Origin of the sequence: Rhizobium sp. BK602 (assembly GCF_014195095.1) — a bacterium.
Lineage (GTDB): Bacteria > Pseudomonadota > Alphaproteobacteria > Rhizobiales > Rhizobiaceae > Rhizobium.
In genome coordinates this window covers 883,774-901,100 of sequence record NZ_JACIBC010000001.1, presented here as the reverse complement: position 1 = coordinate 901,100, position 17,327 = coordinate 883,774, and the positions used below count along the sequence as shown (strand labels likewise).

Below are 17,327 nucleotides of genomic sequence, written 5' to 3'. Positions count from 1 at the left end.
GGCAAGATCATGCTAAACAAATCGCCAGACCAGGACCTTGCACAGCAGGGTCTAGCGTCTCGAATGGGTATTTTCCAGCATTTGCCCAAAAAATATCGGCATTCTCCGAAACCTCTTGGCAAGCCTCACAAGACTGTCTAAAAATAGTGCAGATGCATGGTGTGCCTGAAAGATAATCATTTGCTTCCATTCGAGCTTGCAACCCCATTTTCAATCGGCTCCGTCCCGATCCGCAATCGCGTGATTCTCGCACCGATGTCCGGTGTCACCGATCTGCCGTTCCGGCAACTGGCCTTGCGGCATGGGGCCGGCCTCGTCGTCACCGAAATGGTGGCGAGCCGCGAGCTGGTGCAGGACACGGCCGAATCCTGGGCGCGGTTGAAGAGCGCCGGCCTGAAGCCGCACATGGTGCAGCTTGCCGGCCGCGAGGCGCATTGGATGGCGGAGGCGGCGAAGATCGCCGCCGGCAATGGCGCCGATATCATCGATATCAACATGGGGTGCCCGGCCAAGAAGGTGATCGGCGGTTATTCCGGCTCGGCGCTGATGCGCGATCCCGATCATGCGCTCGGCCTGATCGAGGCAACCGTCAAGGCCGTCGATATTCCGGTGACGCTGAAGATGCGGCTCGGCTGGGACGAAAATTCCATCAATGCGCCGCATATCGCCCGCCGGGCGCAAGAGGCTGGCGTGCAGCTCGTGACGATCCATGGTCGCACTCGCATGCAATTCTACGAGGGCAGGGCGGATTGGGATGCGATCCGCGCCGTGCGCGACGTCATCTCCGTTCCGTTGGTCGCCAATGGCGATGTCGATACGCCCGAAGATGCGCAGGAAATCCTTCGTCGCTCCGGTGCGGACGCGGTTATGGTGGGACGTGGATGCCAGGGGCGCCCGTGGCATGCGGGCATGTTGGCCGGCCATCGCCAACCCGGCCTCGACGAGATCGCCGATATCGCGCTGGAACATTACGAGATGATGCTGGGCTTCTATGGCGAAGCTGTCGGCATTCGCCATGCGCGCAAGCACCTCGGCTGGTATCTGGACCGCTACGCTTCCACCATCAATGGCGCTGAAAAGGCAAGCATTATGACGTCGAAGGACTGCCGTGAGGTGGCAAGGCTCTTGCATGCGGCGCTGCAGGCAGGGTCCATTCCCGCCCAGTCCGTGCAGGAGGCCGCATGAGTTCGAAATCCACATCCGGGTCCACGGACCATACCGGCAATGCCATGGCCATGGCCGTTCTCAACGCCATCCAGAATCCGGTCGTCATGGTCAACGAGGCCGGTCTGATCGCTTTCGCCAATTGGGAGGCCGAATCCTTTTTCGGCGCCAGCGCCTCGCATTTGGCGCGCTACGAAATTTCTGCCTTCATCCCCTTCGGCAGCCCCTTGCTGGCGCTGATTGACCAGGTGCGCGAACGCCGCGCGCCGGTCAACGAATATCGCGTCGACTTGAGCTCGCCGCGCCTCGGGCAGGACAAGCTGGTGGATATCTACGTCGCGCCCGTGTCCAGCGAACCCGGCTCCGTGGTGGTGGTTTTCCAGGAACGCTCCATGGCCGACAAGATCGACCGGCAGCTGACGCATCGCGCCGCCGCCCGCTCGGTGACCGGTCTTGCCTCGATGCTGGCGCATGAGATCAAGAACCCGCTCTCCGGCATTCGTGGCGCTGCCCAATTGCTGGAACAGTCGGTGGAAGACGATGACCGCGCGCTGACGCGTCTGATCTGCGACGAGACCGACCGCATCGTTTCGCTGGTCGACCGCATGGAGGTGTTTTCCGACGAGCGCCCGGTCGATCGCGTGCCGGTGAATATCCATTCCGTGCTCGATCATGTGAAGGCGGTCGCCAAGGCCGGCTTTGCGCGCAACATCAAACTCAGCGAGAATTACGACCCGTCGCTGCCGGCCGTCTATGCCAACCGCGATCAGCTCGTGCAGGTCTTCCTCAACCTGGTGAAGAACGCCGCCGAGGCGATCGGCGACCGGCCTGACGGCGAGATCCTGCTGACGACGGCCTATCGCCCCGGCATCCGCCTTTCCGTCGCCGGCACGCGCGAGAAGATCTCGCTTCCGCTGGAGTTCTGCGTGATCGACAACGGTCCCGGCGTGCCGTCCGATCTCGTGCCGCACCTTTTCGACCCGTTCATCACCACGAAGACGAACGGAACCGGTCTTGGCCTGGCGCTTGTGGCCAAGATCATCGGTGACCATGGCGGCATCGTCGAATGCGATAGCCAGAATCATCGCACCACATTCCGCGTTCTGATGCCCGCCTCCAAGGGCATTACGCTTGAAGATGCCCCCCTTCCGAACTCTACAGGGACTACTCGATGACAGCTACGATCCTTGTCGCCGATGACGATGCGGCAATCCGCACCGTGCTCAACCAGGCTTTGAGCCGCGCGGGCTACGATGTGCGCATCACATCCAATGCCGCCACGCTCTGGCGTTGGGTTTCCGCCGGCGAAGGCGACCTCGTTGTAACCGACGTCGTCATGCCGGATGAAAACGCTTTCGATCTCTTGCCGCGCATCAAGAAGGCGAGGCCGGAACTGCCGGTTCTGGTCATGAGCGCGCAGAACACCTTCATGACGGCGATCAAGGCATCGGAGAAGGGCGCCTACGACTATCTGCCGAAGCCTTTCGATCTGACGGAACTGATCGCTATCATCGGCCGCGCCCTGTCGGAGCCGAAGCGCAAACCGGCCAAGCTCGACGACGACATGCAGGACGGCATGCCGCTGGTCGGGCGTTCCGCCGCCATGCAGGAAATCTACCGCGTGCTGGCGCGTCTGATGCAGACCGACCTGACGCTGATGATCACCGGCGAGTCCGGCACTGGCAAGGAACTCGTCGCCCGCGCGCTGCACGATTACGGCAAGCGCCGCAATGGCCCCTTCGTCGCCATCAACATGGCTGCCATTCCGCGTGACCTGATCGAATCCGAACTGTTCGGCCACGAGAAGGGTGCCTTCACCGGTGCACAGACGCGCTCCACCGGCCGCTTCGAGCAGGCCGAGGGCGGCACGCTGTTTCTCGACGAAATCGGCGACATGCCGATGGACGCCCAGACGCGTCTTCTACGCGTCCTGCAGCAGGGTGAATATACGACCGTCGGCGGCCGTACGCCGATCCGCACCGACGTCCGCATTGTCGCCGCCACCAACAAGGATCTGAAGCAGGCGATCAATCAGGGCCTGTTCCGCGAGGATCTATATTACCGCCTCAACGTCGTGCCGCTGCGTCTGCCACCGCTGCGCGACCGCGCCGAGGATATTCCCGATCTCGTTCGTCATTTCGTCCAGCAGGCGGAAAAGGAAGGGCTCGGCTCCAAGCGGTTCGATCAGGAAGCGCTGGAACTGATGAAGGCCTATCCCTGGCCCGGCAACGTGCGCGAGTTGGAAAACCTCATCCGCCGGCTGATGGCGCTCTATCCGCAGGATGTCATCACTCGCGAGATCATCGATTCGGAACTGCGCGCCGATGTGCCCGACAGCCCGATCGAAAAGGGCCCGGTGCGCACCGGCACCATGACCATCGCGCAGGCGGTCGAGGAGAATATGCGCAGTTATTTCGCCAGCTTCGGCGAAAACCTGCCGCCGCCCGGCCTCTATGATCGCGTTCTCACCGAAATGGAGTATCCGCTGATTCTCGCGGCGCTCACCGCCACGCGCGGCAATCAGATCAAAGCCGCCGATCTTCTCGGTCTTAACCGCAATACGTTGCGCAAAAAGATCAGAGAACTGGGAGTTTCCGTCTATCGGAGCTCGCGTACGGCTTGACAATGTGATCGGATGCGTTGCATTTTCGCCACAATGCGTTGCTTAAAGGTCACGCAGCTGGTTCACGGTTTTTGCGATAGCGATTCATCGGGCTGAGACCTGCACAAAGAAAGTTTGTCCAGACATTTCAGCGTGTTGATTGAGTGAATTGAAGCGTGAATTTCGCTTCGATGCGAGGCGGCGGCATTTTGTTTGTTGCTTCGCGCTGCGCTGAACCGTGCTGATGCAATTTGGCCAAGGCGCCGACCGTCGCCTGCGCCTGGAGATGATGGGAATGAAGCAGGACGCGGTGTCGTCGGCGGCGAGCGACGAGGCGGTTGTCAAGGTGACGGACCGGCGTGCGTCCTTCGCGCTTCCCGGCCTGATCTTGGCCGGCGGGGCGTTGCTGTGCGCGATCGCCACGCTTCTGGTGCTTCTCGGTTTGACGCCGATCGCTCCCACCTCCTCGGTCGTCTTCACCTCGGTCGTGATCAATGGTCTGTTCGTTCTGGGCCTGATCGCGTTGATCGCGCGTGAAGTGGCGCGTCTCGTCAAGGCGCGCAGCCGTGGCCGCGCCGCGGCGCGCCTGCATATCCGTATCGTCGTGCTCTTTTCCATCGTCGCGATTACGCCGGCGATTCTGGTGGCCATCGTCGCCAGCCTGACGCTGAATGTCGGCCTCGATCGCTGGTTTGCGCTGCGGACACAGCAGATCATCAGCTCCTCGCAGAATGTCGCGCAGGCCTATCTGATGGAGAATGCCAGCTACCTTCAGGGTCAGACTGTCTCCATGGCCAACGACCTCGAACGCAACCGTTCGCTCTACAATCTCGACCGCACGGGTTTTGCCGATCTGATGACGCGGCAGGCCAAGGGCCGCGGTTTGCTCGGCGCTTTCCTGGTGCGCCGCGACGGCACGGCCATTGTTCAGGCTGACATCAAGACCGAACGTCCGCTGCCGGCAATCCCGAAGGATGCGCTCGAGGCCTCGGCCGATGGTCAGCCGACGCTGATCCCGCCCGGCGTCACCAATCTGGTCGGCGCGGTCATCAAGCTGGACGAGCTTCCCGGCGCATTTCTTTACACCGTCCGTGCCGTCGATCCGCGCGTCATGAACGCCATGCGCATGGTCGAGGACAACACGGCCGAATACAAGGCGATGGAAGAGGGGCGCATGTCGCTGCAGATCGCTTTTGCGATCCTCTACATCGGCTTTGCCCTGATCGTGCTTCTGGCGGCGATCTGGACGGCGATCGCGGTCGCCGACCGGATCGTCCGGCCGATCCGCCTTCTGATCAGCGCCGCCGACAATGTCGCCTCCGGCAACATGAACGTGCTGGTGCCGGTCCGCGCCGCCGATGGCGACGTCGGCAGCCTGTCGCGCACCTTCAACAAGATGATTTCCGAGATCCGCACCCAGCGCGATGAGATTCTCGAAGCCAAGGACGAGGTGGATGACCGCCGCCGCTTCATCGAAGCGGTGCTGTCCGGCGTGACGGCGGCAGTGATCGGCATCGAGCATGATCGGCGCATCACCATCGCCAATACCTCGGCTGAGGAATTGCTGAGCTTGAAGAGCGATGAGCTGGTTGGCAAGAACCTGGCCGAGATCGCCCCCGAGGTCGAGCAGGTCGTCACCGAGGCCACGACACGGCATCGCAACGATTTCCGTAAGCAGATCAGCCTCGTGCGCGGCGGCACTGTGCGTACGCTCAGCGTGCAGGTGACGCGGGAGGAAACGCGTGATGCCAACGAATCCTACGTCATCACGCTCGACGACATCACCGATCTGGTCATCGCCCAGCGCTCTACAGCCTGGGCTGACGTCGCGCGCCGCATCGCCCATGAGATCAAGAACCCGCTGACGCCGATCCAGCTTTCGGCCGAACGCATCCGTCGCCGCTTCGGCAAGAATATCGCCGAGGCCGACCGTCCCGTCTTCGACCAGTGTACCGACACCATCATCCGCCAGGTCGGCGATATCGGCCGCATGGTCGATGAATTCTCGTCCTTCGCCCGCATGCCGAAACCGACGATGGAACCGAGCGATCTGCGCGATATCCTGCGCGACGCCGTGTTCCTGCGCGAAATGGGCAACAACCATGTCAAGTTCGAACGCGAACTTGGCGACGAGCGGCTGGAGGGCATGTTCGACGCGCGCATGCTCGGCCAGGCTTTCGGCAATCTCATCAAGAATGCCGTCGAGGCGATCGAAGGCGTGCCGAGTGGCGAGGCCCGCGAGGAGCCGAAAATCCTCGTTCGCGCGTCGCTCGATGCCGAACGCGACCGCTTTACCGTCGATATCATCGACAATGGCCGCGGTCTGCCGGTCGAGAACCGGCACAGCATTCTCGAACCCTATATGACGATGCGCGAAAAGGGCACCGGCCTCGGATTGGCGATCGTCAAGAAGATCATTGAGGACCATGGCGGTCAGCTCGAACTGCACGACGCTCCCGCCGATTTCGACCAGGGCAGGGGGGCCATGATCCGCGTGCATCTGCCGCGCCGTGAGCAAGCCGCCGTCGCCCCGACAGCAAGTGACAAGGAAAGCGTTTATGGCATCTGACATTCTCGTGGTGGATGACGAGGAAGATATTCGCGAAATCGTTTCGGGAATTCTTTCCGACGAGGGGCACGAAACCCGCACGGCCCATGACAGCGACAGTGCGCTTGCCGCGATCTCGGACCGGGCACCACGGTTGATCTTCCTCGATATCTGGATGCAGGGCAGCAAGCTCGACGGGCTTGCCTTGTTGGATGAGATCAAGGCACGACATCCGGATCTGCCGATCGTCATGATCTCCGGTCACGGCAATATCGAGACTGCCGTTTCCGCCATCAAGCGCGGCGCCTTCGATTTCATCGAGAAGCCGTTCAAGGCCGATCGGTTGATCCTGATCGCCGAGCGTGCCCTGGAAAATTCCAAGCTGAAGCGCGAGGTGTCCGAACTGAAGCGCCGCACCGGCGATGCCGTCGAGCTGATCGGTACCTCCGTCGCGGTTTCCCAGCTTCGCCAGACCATCGACAAGGTGTCTCCCACCAACAGCCGCGTGATGATCTTCGGCCCTTCCGGCTCCGGCAAGGAACTGGTGGCGCGCATGATCCACAAGAAGTCGACGCGGGCCAATGGTCCCTTCGTCGCGCTGAATGCCGCGACCATCACGCCGGAACGGATGGAAATCGCCCTGTTCGGCACCGAGGGCTCGCCCGGCCAGCCGCGCAAGATCGGCGCTCTGGAAGAAGCGCATCGCGGCATCCTCTATCTCGACGAAGTGGGTGAAATGCCGCGCGAGACGCAGAACAAGATCCTGCGTGTGCTCGTGGATCAGCAGTTCGAGCGCGTCGGCGGTTCCAAGCGCGTGAAGGTCGATGTCCGCATCATCTCGTCCACGGCCTACAATCTGGAAAGCCGGATTGCCGAAGGCCTGTTCCGCGAGGATCTCTATCACCGTCTCGCCGTCGTGCCCGTGCGGGTGCCGGCGCTTGCCGAGCGGCGCGAGGATATTCCATTCCTCGTCGATCAGCTGATGCGGCAGATTTCCGAGCAGGCGGGCATTCGCTCCCGCCGGATCGGCGACGACGCCATGGCGGTTCTGCAGGCGCATGATTGGCCGGGCAATATCCGCCAGCTGCGCAACAACATCGAGCGTCTGATGATCCTGGCGCGCACCGACGGCCCTGAGACACCGATCACGGCGGAGATGCTGCCGACCGATCTCGGCGATATGCTGCCAAAAGTATCCGCCAAGAACGACTATCACATCATGACCTTGCCGCTGCGCGAGGCGCGAGAGATGTTCGAGCGCGATTATCTGATCGCGCAGATCAATCGCTTCGGCGGCAATATCTCGCGTACGGCGGAATTTGTCGGCATGGAGCGCTCGGCGCTGCATCGCAAGCTGAAGTCGCTCGGGGTCTGACATCGGCCGCGTGGCTGAGCAAATCGCCGCGCGAGCCCCTATGTTTCGTGAAGTTCTGATCAAGGTCCGACATGCCGAGAATAGCTTATGTCAATGGTCGTTACGTCAAGCATGGCGACGCCATGGTTCATGTGGAGGATCGCGGTTATCAGTTTGCCGATGGCGTCTATGAGGTCTGCGAGGTTCGCCACGGATTGATCGTCGACCTGACGCGGCATCTCGACCGGCTCAACCGTTCGCTCGGCGAGCTGCGCATTGCCTGGCCGATGGGCCGTGCGGCGCTGGTCCATGTGATTCGTGAGACGCTCCGCCGCAATCATGTCCGCAACGGCCTGTTCTATCTGCAGGTGACGCGCGGCGTCGCCCGGCGCGATCACGTCTTCCCGGCGGAAGGCACGCCATCCTCGATCGTCGTCACCGCCAAGAGCACCGATCCGTCCATCATCGCCAGGAAGAATGCCAACGGCATCAGGGCGATCACACTGCGCGACAATCGCTGGGACCGGGTGGATATCAAGTCCGTCGGGCTTCTGCCGAACGCGCTGGCGCGCCAGCAGGCCAAGGAGGCCGGCGCGCAGGAGGCGATCTATATCGATCACAACGGCATGGTGAAGGAGGGCGCTGCGACCAACGTCTGGATCGTCGATGCCGACGGCAACCTGGTTACCCGGCCGGCCGAGCATGGCATTTTGCGCGGCATTACGCGCACGACGCTGATGGATGTCGCGGCCATGCTCGGGCTGACGATTGTCGAGCGTTATTTCTCCGTCGAGGAGATGATGGCGGCGCGCGAAGTGTTCATTACGGCCGCCACAAGCATCTGTTTTCCCATCGTTGCGATCGATGGAGAGGCGATTGCCAACGGTCATCCCGGTAACGTTTCCGAGAAAATTCGCGAGGCCTTTTTCGACGTTGCGGAAAAGACTGCGATTTGATACCAACAATCGGTGGAGGGGAGAGTGTGAGGGTATCTCCCGTCCGGGCTCTCAGTATATCCTGATATTTCACCGACTTAGGTCGGCAAAAAAGAAAGAAGCGGCGCGATGGCGGAACGTTCTCAGAACTTGCAGGACTTGTTTCTCAATACTGTTCGCAAGCAAAAAATTTCACTCACGATCTTCTTGATTAATGGCGTCAAGCTCACAGGCGTTGTCACTTCCTTCGACAATTTCTGCGTCCTGCTGCGCCGCGACGGTCATTCGCAGCTCGTCTACAAGCATGCGATCTCGACCATCATGCCGGGTCAGCCCATGCAGATGTTCGAGAGCGAAGAAGCCGCATCCTAACCTAGGATTAGCCGTCATCACGACACGCGATACGAAAAACGACTCCATCATCCCGGAAGCAGCAAAGCATCGGGATGACATGCGTGCCGTCGTCGTCGTGCCTGTTTTGAAGCAGGCGCGCGCATCGCGGTCGGCGCAGGCCGATGGCGCGATCACGACCTCACGACCGCCGGAGAGCCGGCTCGAGGAGGCCAAGGGACTGGCGCAGGCGATCGACCTCGACGTCGTCAACGGCTCCATCGTTGCGATCAACGATCCGCGGCCCGCCACCTTGCTCGGGACGGGCAAGATCGAAGAGATCCTCGCGCTGCTCGATGAATTCAATGCGGGTCTGGTGATCGTCGATCATCCGCTGACGCCGGTGCAGCAGCGCAATCTCGAAAAGGCATGGAACGCCAAGGTCATCGACCGTACCGGCCTCATTCTGGAAATCTTCGGCCGCCGCGCCTCCACCAAGGAAGGCACGCTGCAGGTCGAGCTTGCGCATCTCAACTATCAGAAGGGCCGGCTGGTCCGAAGCTGGACCCACCTTGAACGTCAGCGCGGCGGCGCGGGCTTCATGGGCGGTCCCGGCGAAACCCAGATCGAAGCTGATCGGCGCATGCTGCAGGAGCGCATTCTCCGGCTCGAGCGCGAGCTGGAGCAGGTGGTGCGTACCCGCCAGCTTCATCGCGCCAAGCGCAAGAAGGTGCCGCATCCGATCGTGGCGCTGGTGGGCTATACCAACGCCGGCAAGTCGACGCTGTTCAACCGGATCACCGGCGCGGGCGTGCTGGCCGAGGACATGCTGTTTGCGACGCTCGATCCGACACTCCGGCGCATGAAGCTGCCGCATGGCCGCACCGTTATTCTCTCCGACACCGTCGGTTTCATCTCCGATCTGCCGACCCATCTGGTTGCGGCCTTCCGTGCCACGCTCGAAGAAGTGCTGGAAGCCGACCTGATCCTGCATGTGCGCGACTTGTCGGATGAGGACAATCAGGCGCAGAGCGCCGACGTCCTGCGCATTCTCGGCGATCTCGGCATAGGCGAGGCGGAAGGTGCTGAACGCATCCTCGAAGTCTGGAACAAGATCGATCGGCTTGAGCCCGAGGCACATGACGCCATCGTCCAGAAGGCGTCCACGATGGAGAATGTCGTCGCGGTATCGGCGCGGGACGGCGAGGGCGTCGACCTTCTGATGGATGAGATCAGCCGCCGGCTTTCCGGCGTCTTGACCGAAACCACGATCACGCTGCCGGTGGACAAGCTTGCATTGCTGCCCTGGCTCTATAATCACGCCGTTGTCGACAGGCGCGAAGACAATGAGGACGGCACGGTGACGCTCGATGTGCGTCTTACCGAGACGGAAGCTGCGGAGCTGGAACGGCGCCTGGGTCGCGGCCCGAAGCCGCAGCGCGAGGATTGGGAATAGGCAGGGCGTGGTCGCACCTAGATCGGTTCAGCGTTTCACGGAATCGCTGAACCGATCTAGGTCGTGGTTTTGCGCAATTCCGGACGGAAAACCGCTGCACACTTTTCCTGGAATTGCTCTATTCGGCGAGCTGTCTCTCAATGGCCTTCGCTGCCTGCCATATGTCTTCCATCCGCTCCAGCGAGGCTTGTTCGAGGGTCTCGCCTTCCGCTTCAAGGACCGTTTCGATATGATTGAATCGACGGCGGAATTTCGTATTCGTTCCCCGTAGCGCCTGCTCCGGATCGGCCTTCACATGCCGGCCGATATTGACGACGGCAAAGATCAGGTCGCCGAGTTCGTCGCTGACCTTGGTCCTCTCGCCGCTGGCAAGAGCGACGCGCAGCTCGCCGATCTCCTCCTCGATCTTGTCGAGGATCGGCTCCGGCGCCGACCAATCGAAGCCAACTTTCGCCGCGCGCTCCTGCAATTTCAGCGCTTCCGTCAGGGCGGGAAAGCTGCGCTGCACGGAGCCCAGGAAGCCCGACTTGAAATCTTCCGAAATGCCGCGACGTGCCCGTCGTTCTGCGCGCTCTCGCTTTTCCTCGGCCTTGATCTCGTCCCATTGCAGTTTGACCGCCTCGGGCGTATCGGCGCCGGAAACGGCGAAGACATGCGGGTGGCGGCGGATCATCTTGCGGGTGATGGCTTCCACCACGTCGCCGAAGGAGAACTCACCGGCCTCCTCGGCCATCCGCGCATGGAACACCACCTGCAGCAGCAGGTCGCCGAGCTCCTCGCACAGATCGTCCATGTCCTTGCGCTCGATGGCGTCGGAAACCTCGTAGGCTTCCTCGATCGTATAGGGCTTGATCGTCTCGAAGGTCTGGACGATGTCCCAGGGACAGCCGGTCTGAGGATTGCGTAGCGCCGCCATGATCTCGATCAGGCGGGATATGTCTCGCGATGCTTCCATTGGGAATTCTCTATCGTTCGGCCTTGCCGGTTCAATCATCAGTTCAACGGAATGTCGTTATCGCCCTTGGATGCCTGATAGCTCTCGGAGAGCGCGGCGTAAGCGGCCTTGATGCGCGCGGTCTGTTCCTTGAGGCTGGTTTTCAGCGGGTCAGCCTCGGTTTCGACCAGATCGGCGACGGCGAAGCTGTTCCAGAAGGCATTCTGCCGGCGGTAGCCGCCCGGCTCCAGTCCAAAAACTTCCTTCAGGATCTTCAGGTCATGCGGGATCGCGAAGGCGTCGCGGGAATCCTCATGGCTGAAGAAATAATAGAAATTGTCGAAGCCGGCCCAGGTGATCGCCGACATGCACATGGTGCAGGGCTCATGGGTGGAGAGGAAGATCAGGTCCTTGGTGGCCGGCTTCTCTCCGAGCTCGTAGAAGCGTTTCAACGCATGCACTTCGCCATGCCAGAGCGGATTTTCCAGCTCGTTGTTGGTTTCGGCAAGGACCAGCGACAGGTCGGATTTGCGCAGGATCGCCGCGCCGAATACCTTGTTTCCGGCGGCGACGCCTCTTTGCGTCAGGGGCAGGATATCGCGTTCCATGATGTCTAGAAGGCGGGCGGCGATGGTGTTTGCGGTCAAGCGTCCTACTCCGAATGTTTCTTTAAGCTTAGCGGCATTGCCAGGACGGCGGAATGCGCAAATGACGTATAGACAGCGTTTGCCACAGGCAATAGACCAGTCACTGAGGGGAGTAAATCATAATAGTCTATAGATTTCATATATTTATCTCGTGTCGGCGGTTCTGGTGAGTTTTGCTCAAATCGTGGAGATGTCGAGCAAAAGAATACGGACTTGCCGGGGCATTAGAATTTCTGTTTCTTCAATCTGGTGGCAGCAAAGGCGATATTCGGGAAACCTCGAAGTGGAATGATAATGCTTCCCAAGACTGAACAGCTCTCGGCGTTTCCCGCCTTCTTTCGCGTGGAAGGAAGGGTGACGGCTGTCTTCGGCAATGGCGACGAGGCATTCGCCAAGGTGCGGCTGCTGTTGAACACGCAGGCAAAAATCGTCGCCTATGCCTCGGCACCGGAAGCTGACTATCATTCCTTCCTGATCGCCAACCGCATTGAGACCGTGCGCGCCGCTTTCTCTTCGGAGCAGGTGAGGGGCGCTGTCCTGGTTTTCGCCGCAACCGGCGATGCCGAGGCCGATCGAGCGATCGTCGATGCCGCGCGTGCCGAGAAAATTCCGGCGAACGCCGTCGACCAGCCTGATTATTGCGATTTCTATACGCCGGCGCTCGTCAATCGAGCCCCCGTTGCCGTCGCGATCGGTACGGAAGGGGCAGGCCCCGTACTGGCGCAGATGATCCGCGCCCAGATCGACCAGATGCTGTCGCCGTCGCTGGGCAAGCTCGCCGAGCTTGCGACACGCTATCGCAAGCCGGTCGACCGGCTCGTACCGCGTGGTGTCGCCCGCCGCATCTTCTGGCGCCGTTTCTTTTCCGGTCCGGTTGCCGATGCCGTCGGTGCCGGCCATTTTTCCCAGGCCCAACGCGCCGCCGATAGTCTCTTGCAGTCGGCGCGCAAGGTCGATGGTCATGTCTGGCTGGTCGGGGCCGGTCCCGGCGCGGAAGACCTGCTGACGCTGCGGGCCCAGCGTGTGATGATGGAAGCCGACGTCATCGTTTACGACGCGCTCGTGCCGCAGGCGATCGTCGACATGGGGCGCCGCGATGCAGAGCGCCTTTCCGTCGGCAAGCGCAAGGGGTGCCACAGCAAGTCCCAGGAAGAGATCAACGACCTCTTGGTGCAGCTCGGCCAAGACGGCAAGCGCGTCGTGCGGCTGAAGTCCGGCGATCCGCTGGTCTATGGCCGGGCGGCTGAGGAGATGGCCGCCTTGCGTGCAGCCGGCATCACCTATGAGATCGTTCCGGGCATTACTTCCGCCTTTGCCGCCGCCGCCGATTTCGAACTGCCGTTGACGCTGCGCGGCGTCGCATCCTCGCTGGTCTTCACCACCGGCCACGACCTGACCGGCAATGTCCTGCCGGATTGGGCGAGCCTTGCCGTTTCCGGCGCGACCATCGCTGTCTATATGGGACGCACGGTCGCCGCCTCCGTTGCCGGCCGTCTGATGGAGGCCGGTCTTCCAGCCGAGACCACCGTCGCCGTCATCGAGAATGCCAGCCGTCGTGATCGACGCCTGATGCATGGTACCCTAAAGGACCTGCCCGATCTGGAACACCGCGACGAGTTGAGCGGCCCGGTCATGGTCATCATCGGCGATGCCGTCGCCGGCGCCAATTTCGAACAGTCCGAGCCGCTGGTCCGACAGGTGACCGCCGCTCAAGAATTTGCAAGGAGCTGATCCATGGTCGACAAGGTTTTGACCGCAAACCGGCTGACGGACGGTATCGCCGTCTGGCTGAATGCCAATGGCGAGTGGTCGACGTCCCTGCAGGAAGCGCTCGTCGCCCGGCATGCGGAAGCGGAAGCCGCGCTCGAAGCGATCGGCAAGCAGGCTTACGCCGACAACAAGGTCGTTGACGTCAATCTGATCGACGTTCAGGAAACCGGTGGCAAGCTTTGGCCGCTGCGCCTGCGTGAGCGCATCCGTGCCGAAGGTCCCACGATGGAATACGCGCCGGGCTATGCCGCGGCCGATCCGGAATTCATTGCAGTCTGAAAAAGGCCCGAGGAAATTTATGTATCGCTACGACGAATTTGACCACGCCTTTGTTGCGGAACGTGTTGCCCAGTTCCGCGATCAGGTGCAGCGGCGCCTTTCGGGAGAGCTCTCGGAGGATGCGTTCAAGCCGCTGCGTTTGATGAATGGCGTCTATCTGCAGCTTCATGCCTACATGCTGCGCATCGCCATTCCCTATGGCACACTAAGCTCGCGCCAGATGCGCATGCTCGCGCATGTCGCCCGCACCTATGACCGCGGCTATGGCCATTTCACCACGCGCCAGAACCTGCAGTTCAACTGGCCGAAACTGTCTGACATGCCGGATGTGCTGGCAGAGCTCGCCTCGGTCGAGATGCATGCCATCCAGACCTCGGGCAACTGCATTCGCAACGTCACGGCCGACCATTTTGCCGGTGCCGCCGCCGATGAAGTCGCCGACCCGCGCCCCTATGCCGAAATCCTGCGGCAGTGGTCTTCCGTTCACCCGGAATTCTCCTTCCTGCCGCGCAAGTTCAAGATCGCCGTCACCGGCGCCGAGCGCGACCGCGCCGCGATCCAGGTGCACGACGTCGGCCTGCACCTGAAGAAGAACGACAAGGGCGAGATTGGTTTTGCCGTTTATGTCGGCGGCGGGCAGGGCCGTACGCCCATGGTCGCCAAGCTGATCCGCGACTTCCTGCCGGAAGAAGACCTGCTGTCCTACACGACGGCGATCATGCGCGTGTACAATCTTCATGGCCGCCGCGACAACAAGTACAAGGCGCGCATCAAGATCCTCGTGCATGAAACCGGTGCCGAGGAATTGGCCCGGCAGGTCGAGGCCGAATTCGTCAAGCTGAAGGATACGGAGCTGAAGCTCCCCGAGGCCGACGTTCAGGCGATTTCGACCTATTTCGCACCGCCGGCTCTTCCGGAGCGCGCCGAAGGCTGGGAAAACCTGGCCCGCTGGAAGAAGGCCGATCCGGACTTCGCCCGCTGGGTGCAGCAGAACGTGCAGCCACACAAGAACCCCGATTACGGCATGGTGACGATCTCGCTGAAGCCGATCGGTGGCATTCCGGGCGATGCTTCGGACGCGCAGATGGATGTGGTCGCCGATATCGCCGAGGAATATGCCTTCGACGAAATCCGCGTCAGCCACGAGCAGAACCTGATCCTGCCGCATGTGGCGCTGGCCGATCTCGAAGCCGTCTATCGCGGGCTGGTCGCTGCCGGTCTCGAAACCGCCAATGCCGGCTTGATCACCGACATCATTGCCTGTCCCGGCCTCGATTATTGCGCGCTCGCCAATGCCCGCTCGATCCCGGTCGCGCAAGAGATTTCCAAGCGCTTCGGTTCGGCCGAGCGCCAGGCGGAGATCGGTGAGCTGAAGATCAAGATTTCCGGCTGCATCAACGCCTGCGGCCATCACCATGTCGGCCATATCGGCCTGCTCGGCGTCGAGAAGAAGGGCGCTGAACTCTATCAGATCACGCTCGGCGGCTCCGGCGACGAGCATACGTCGATCGGCGAGATCATCGGCCGTGGTTTTGAGCCGGAGAAGGTGACGGACGCGATCGAGACGATCGTCGACACCTATCTCGGCCTGCGCCTCGATCCCTCTGAAATTTTCCTCGATGCCTATCGTCGCGTCGGACCGCAGCCGTTCAAGGACGCGCTCTACGGTTCGGCCTCGGCAGAAGCGGCGTAAGGAGATGGTGATGACGAAGATTTGGCGGGAAACCGGTTTTGTCGAAAACGATCCCTGGATCATCGAGACCGAGGAGGTCAAGGCGACCGAAAGCCAGAAGCCGCTGCTCGGCCTCGATGCGTTGATCGCGAAGGCCGAGGAGAGCAATGAAGCCGGCCTGGGCGTGGTGATCAAACCGGCCGACGATGTGACCAGGCTTGCTCCCTATCTCGATCGCCTCGACATCGTTGCCGTCGCCTTTCCGGCCTTCAACGACGGCCGCGCCTTCAGCCATGCCTCGCTGTTGCGCGAGCGTCTCGGCTATGCCAGCGAACTGCGTGCCGTCGGCGATGTGCTGATCGACCAGATTCCGCTGATGCTGCGTGTCGGCATCGATAGTTTCGCGGTCACCAACGAAACTGCCCTGAAGCGGCTTTCCGAAAACCGCCTGCCGGGCATTCCGCACTACTATCAGCCGACCGCCCGAAAAGCGGAAGGCGGTCAGACCTACAGCTGGCGGCGGTTGGCGGCCAAGTCGGCCTGATCATGCTGGAGGCTGCGGCTATTTGACATGTCGGATTGCCGCGGCTGGACTGTCGATCATATTATTCCAGGCTCGATTAAATCTTGACTGGAATATACATATTTCAGCTCCGCTTCGCGGGATGGAATGGAATACCTTTAAATCCAGGCTGTAGTATAATATGAGCCTCGCCAAAAGCAGACAGACAAGCACGACGCCTTACGACGAATACGGGACCCGATACTGAATGAACGCCCCCGCCAAGACCGATGAATTTGTTTCCGCAGTACCAGCAGGCGTTTTCGCCGAGAAGGTGCTGAGTGTGACGCATTATACCGACCGGCTCTTTCGTTTCACGATGACGCGGCCGCAGGGTTTCCGTTTCCGTTCGGGCGAATTTGCCATGATCGGCCTGATGGTCGAGGGCAAGCCGCTCTATCGCGCCTATTCGATCGCAAGCCCCGCCTGGGCCGACGAACTCGAATTCTTCTCGATCAAGGTGCCGGACGGTCCGCTGACTTCGCATCTGCAGAACATCAAGCCGGGCGACGAAGTGCTGATGCGCAAGAAGCCGACGGGCACGCTGGTGCTGGATGCCCTGACGCCGGGCAAGCGGCTCTATATGTTCTCGACCGGTACTGGCATAGCGCCCTTCGCCAGCCTGATCCGCGATCCCGAGACCTATGAGAAGTTCGAGGAAGTGATCCTCACGCATACGACCCGCGACGTCGCGGAGCTGAAATATGGCTTCGATCTCGTCGAGGAAATCCGCAACGACGAAATCCTGAGCGAAGTCGTCGGCGACAAGCTGCGCCACTATGCGACCGTCACCCGCGAGGAATTCCCGTTCAAGGGCCGCATCACCGATCTCATCGAAAACGGCAAGTTCTTCGCCGATCTCGGCGTTCCCGCCCTTGATCCGGCCATCGATCGCGGCATGATCTGCGGCTCCTCGGCGATGCTGAAGGACACCAAGGACCTCTTGGAAAAGGCGGGCCTGAATGAAGGTGCCAACAGCAAGCCGGCCGAGTTCGTCATCGAACGCGCCTTCGTCGGCTAAGAGCAATACCCGGAAAAGCGCGCAGCGGTTTTCCGTCGAACGGTGAAATAGCG

15 protein-coding genes are annotated in these 17,327 nt (G+C 61.2%); 13 read left to right on the top strand and 2 right to left on the bottom strand.

Annotated features, from left to right (window positions below):
• Nucleotides 1-156: 156 nt before the first annotated feature.
• The 8 genes from dusB to hflX all read left to right on the top strand — a co-directional run bounded on the left by dusB (nucleotide 157) and on the right by hflX (nucleotide 10,389).
• Nucleotides 157-1,185: a tRNA dihydrouridine synthase DusB gene (gene dusB, locus FHX11_RS04355; protein WP_184355401.1), complete on the top strand. Its 1,029-nt coding sequence runs from the start codon at nucleotides 157-159 to the stop codon at nucleotides 1,183-1,185.
• On the top strand, nucleotides 1,182-2,339 hold the full coding sequence (locus tag FHX11_RS04350) for a nitrogen regulation protein NR(II) (RefSeq protein ID WP_184355399.1): 1,158 nt from the start codon (nucleotides 1,182-1,184) through the stop codon (nucleotides 2,337-2,339). Before dusB ends, FHX11_RS04350 begins: the two co-directional genes overlap by 4 nt.
• Nucleotides 2,336-3,787, top strand: a complete 1,452-nt coding sequence (gene ntrC, locus FHX11_RS04345) for a nitrogen regulation protein NR(I) (protein ID WP_184355397.1) — start codon at nucleotides 2,336-2,338, stop codon at nucleotides 3,785-3,787. The genes FHX11_RS04350 and ntrC overlap by 4 nt, the downstream gene beginning before the upstream one ends.
• A gap of 274 nt (nucleotides 3,788-4,061) precedes the next feature.
• Entirely contained in the window at nucleotides 4,062-6,335 is a 2,274-nt protein-coding gene (locus FHX11_RS04340; protein WP_184355822.1) for a PAS domain-containing sensor histidine kinase, read from the top strand.
• Nucleotides 6,325-7,689: a sigma-54 dependent transcriptional regulator gene (locus FHX11_RS04335; protein ID WP_184355395.1), complete on the top strand. Its 1,365-nt coding sequence runs from the start codon at nucleotides 6,325-6,327 to the stop codon at nucleotides 7,687-7,689. Before FHX11_RS04340 ends, FHX11_RS04335 begins: the two co-directional genes overlap by 11 nt.
• Before the next feature lie 71 nt (nucleotides 7,690-7,760).
• The gene (locus FHX11_RS04330; protein WP_184355393.1) at nucleotides 7,761-8,624 is read left to right on the top strand and encodes a D-amino-acid transaminase; all 864 of its coding nucleotides are present in this window, start codon (nucleotides 7,761-7,763) and stop codon (nucleotides 8,622-8,624) included.
• A gap of 108 nt (nucleotides 8,625-8,732) precedes the next feature.
• On the top strand, nucleotides 8,733-8,975 hold the full coding sequence (gene hfq, locus FHX11_RS04325) for an RNA chaperone Hfq (protein ID WP_003539403.1): 243 nt from the start codon (nucleotides 8,733-8,735) through the stop codon (nucleotides 8,973-8,975).
• A 79-nt stretch (nucleotides 8,976-9,054) separates the two neighbouring features.
• Nucleotides 9,055-10,389, top strand: a complete 1,335-nt coding sequence (gene hflX, locus FHX11_RS04320) for a GTPase HflX (RefSeq protein ID WP_184355391.1) — start codon at nucleotides 9,055-9,057, stop codon at nucleotides 10,387-10,389.
• Nucleotides 10,390-10,507: 118 nt separating this feature from the next.
• Here the strand turns inward: hflX and mazG are convergent, their stop codons facing one another.
• Both mazG and FHX11_RS04310 read right to left on the bottom strand, forming a co-directional pair.
• Nucleotides 10,508-11,344: a nucleoside triphosphate pyrophosphohydrolase gene (gene mazG, locus FHX11_RS04315; RefSeq protein WP_184355388.1), complete on the bottom strand. Its 837-nt coding sequence runs from the start codon at nucleotides 11,342-11,344 to the stop codon at nucleotides 10,508-10,510.
• Nucleotides 11,345-11,382: 38 nt separating this feature from the next.
• The gene (locus tag FHX11_RS04310; RefSeq protein ID WP_184355386.1) at nucleotides 11,383-11,970 is read right to left on the bottom strand and encodes a nucleoside deaminase; all 588 of its coding nucleotides are present in this window, start codon (nucleotides 11,968-11,970) and stop codon (nucleotides 11,383-11,385) included.
• A gap of 294 nt (nucleotides 11,971-12,264) precedes the next feature.
• On the opposite strand from FHX11_RS04310, the gene cysG reads away from it, so the two are divergent.
• The 5 genes from cysG to FHX11_RS04285 all read left to right on the top strand — a co-directional run bounded on the left by cysG (nucleotide 12,265) and on the right by FHX11_RS04285 (nucleotide 17,274).
• Nucleotides 12,265-13,701, top strand: coding sequence for a siroheme synthase CysG (gene cysG / locus FHX11_RS04305; RefSeq protein ID WP_184355383.1), 1,437 nt, complete (start codon nucleotides 12,265-12,267; stop codon nucleotides 13,699-13,701).
• 3 nt (nucleotides 13,702-13,704) lie between these two features.
• A complete protein-coding gene (locus tag FHX11_RS04300; protein WP_184355381.1) occupies nucleotides 13,705-14,019 on the top strand; it encodes a DUF2849 domain-containing protein in 315 nt (104 codons plus the stop codon).
• 19 nt (nucleotides 14,020-14,038) lie between these two features.
• Nucleotides 14,039-15,712 (top strand): nitrite/sulfite reductase, encoded by a 1,674-nt coding sequence (locus FHX11_RS04295; RefSeq protein WP_184355379.1) that lies wholly within the window; start codon nucleotides 14,039-14,041, stop codon nucleotides 15,710-15,712.
• A gap of 10 nt (nucleotides 15,713-15,722) precedes the next feature.
• Nucleotides 15,723-16,235 (top strand): DUF934 domain-containing protein, encoded by a 513-nt coding sequence (locus FHX11_RS04290; RefSeq protein WP_184355377.1) that lies wholly within the window; start codon nucleotides 15,723-15,725, stop codon nucleotides 16,233-16,235.
• A gap of 226 nt (nucleotides 16,236-16,461) precedes the next feature.
• Nucleotides 16,462-17,274, top strand: a complete 813-nt coding sequence (locus FHX11_RS04285; protein WP_184355375.1) for a ferredoxin--NADP reductase — start codon at nucleotides 16,462-16,464, stop codon at nucleotides 17,272-17,274.
• Nucleotides 17,275-17,327: the final 53 nt, after the last annotated feature.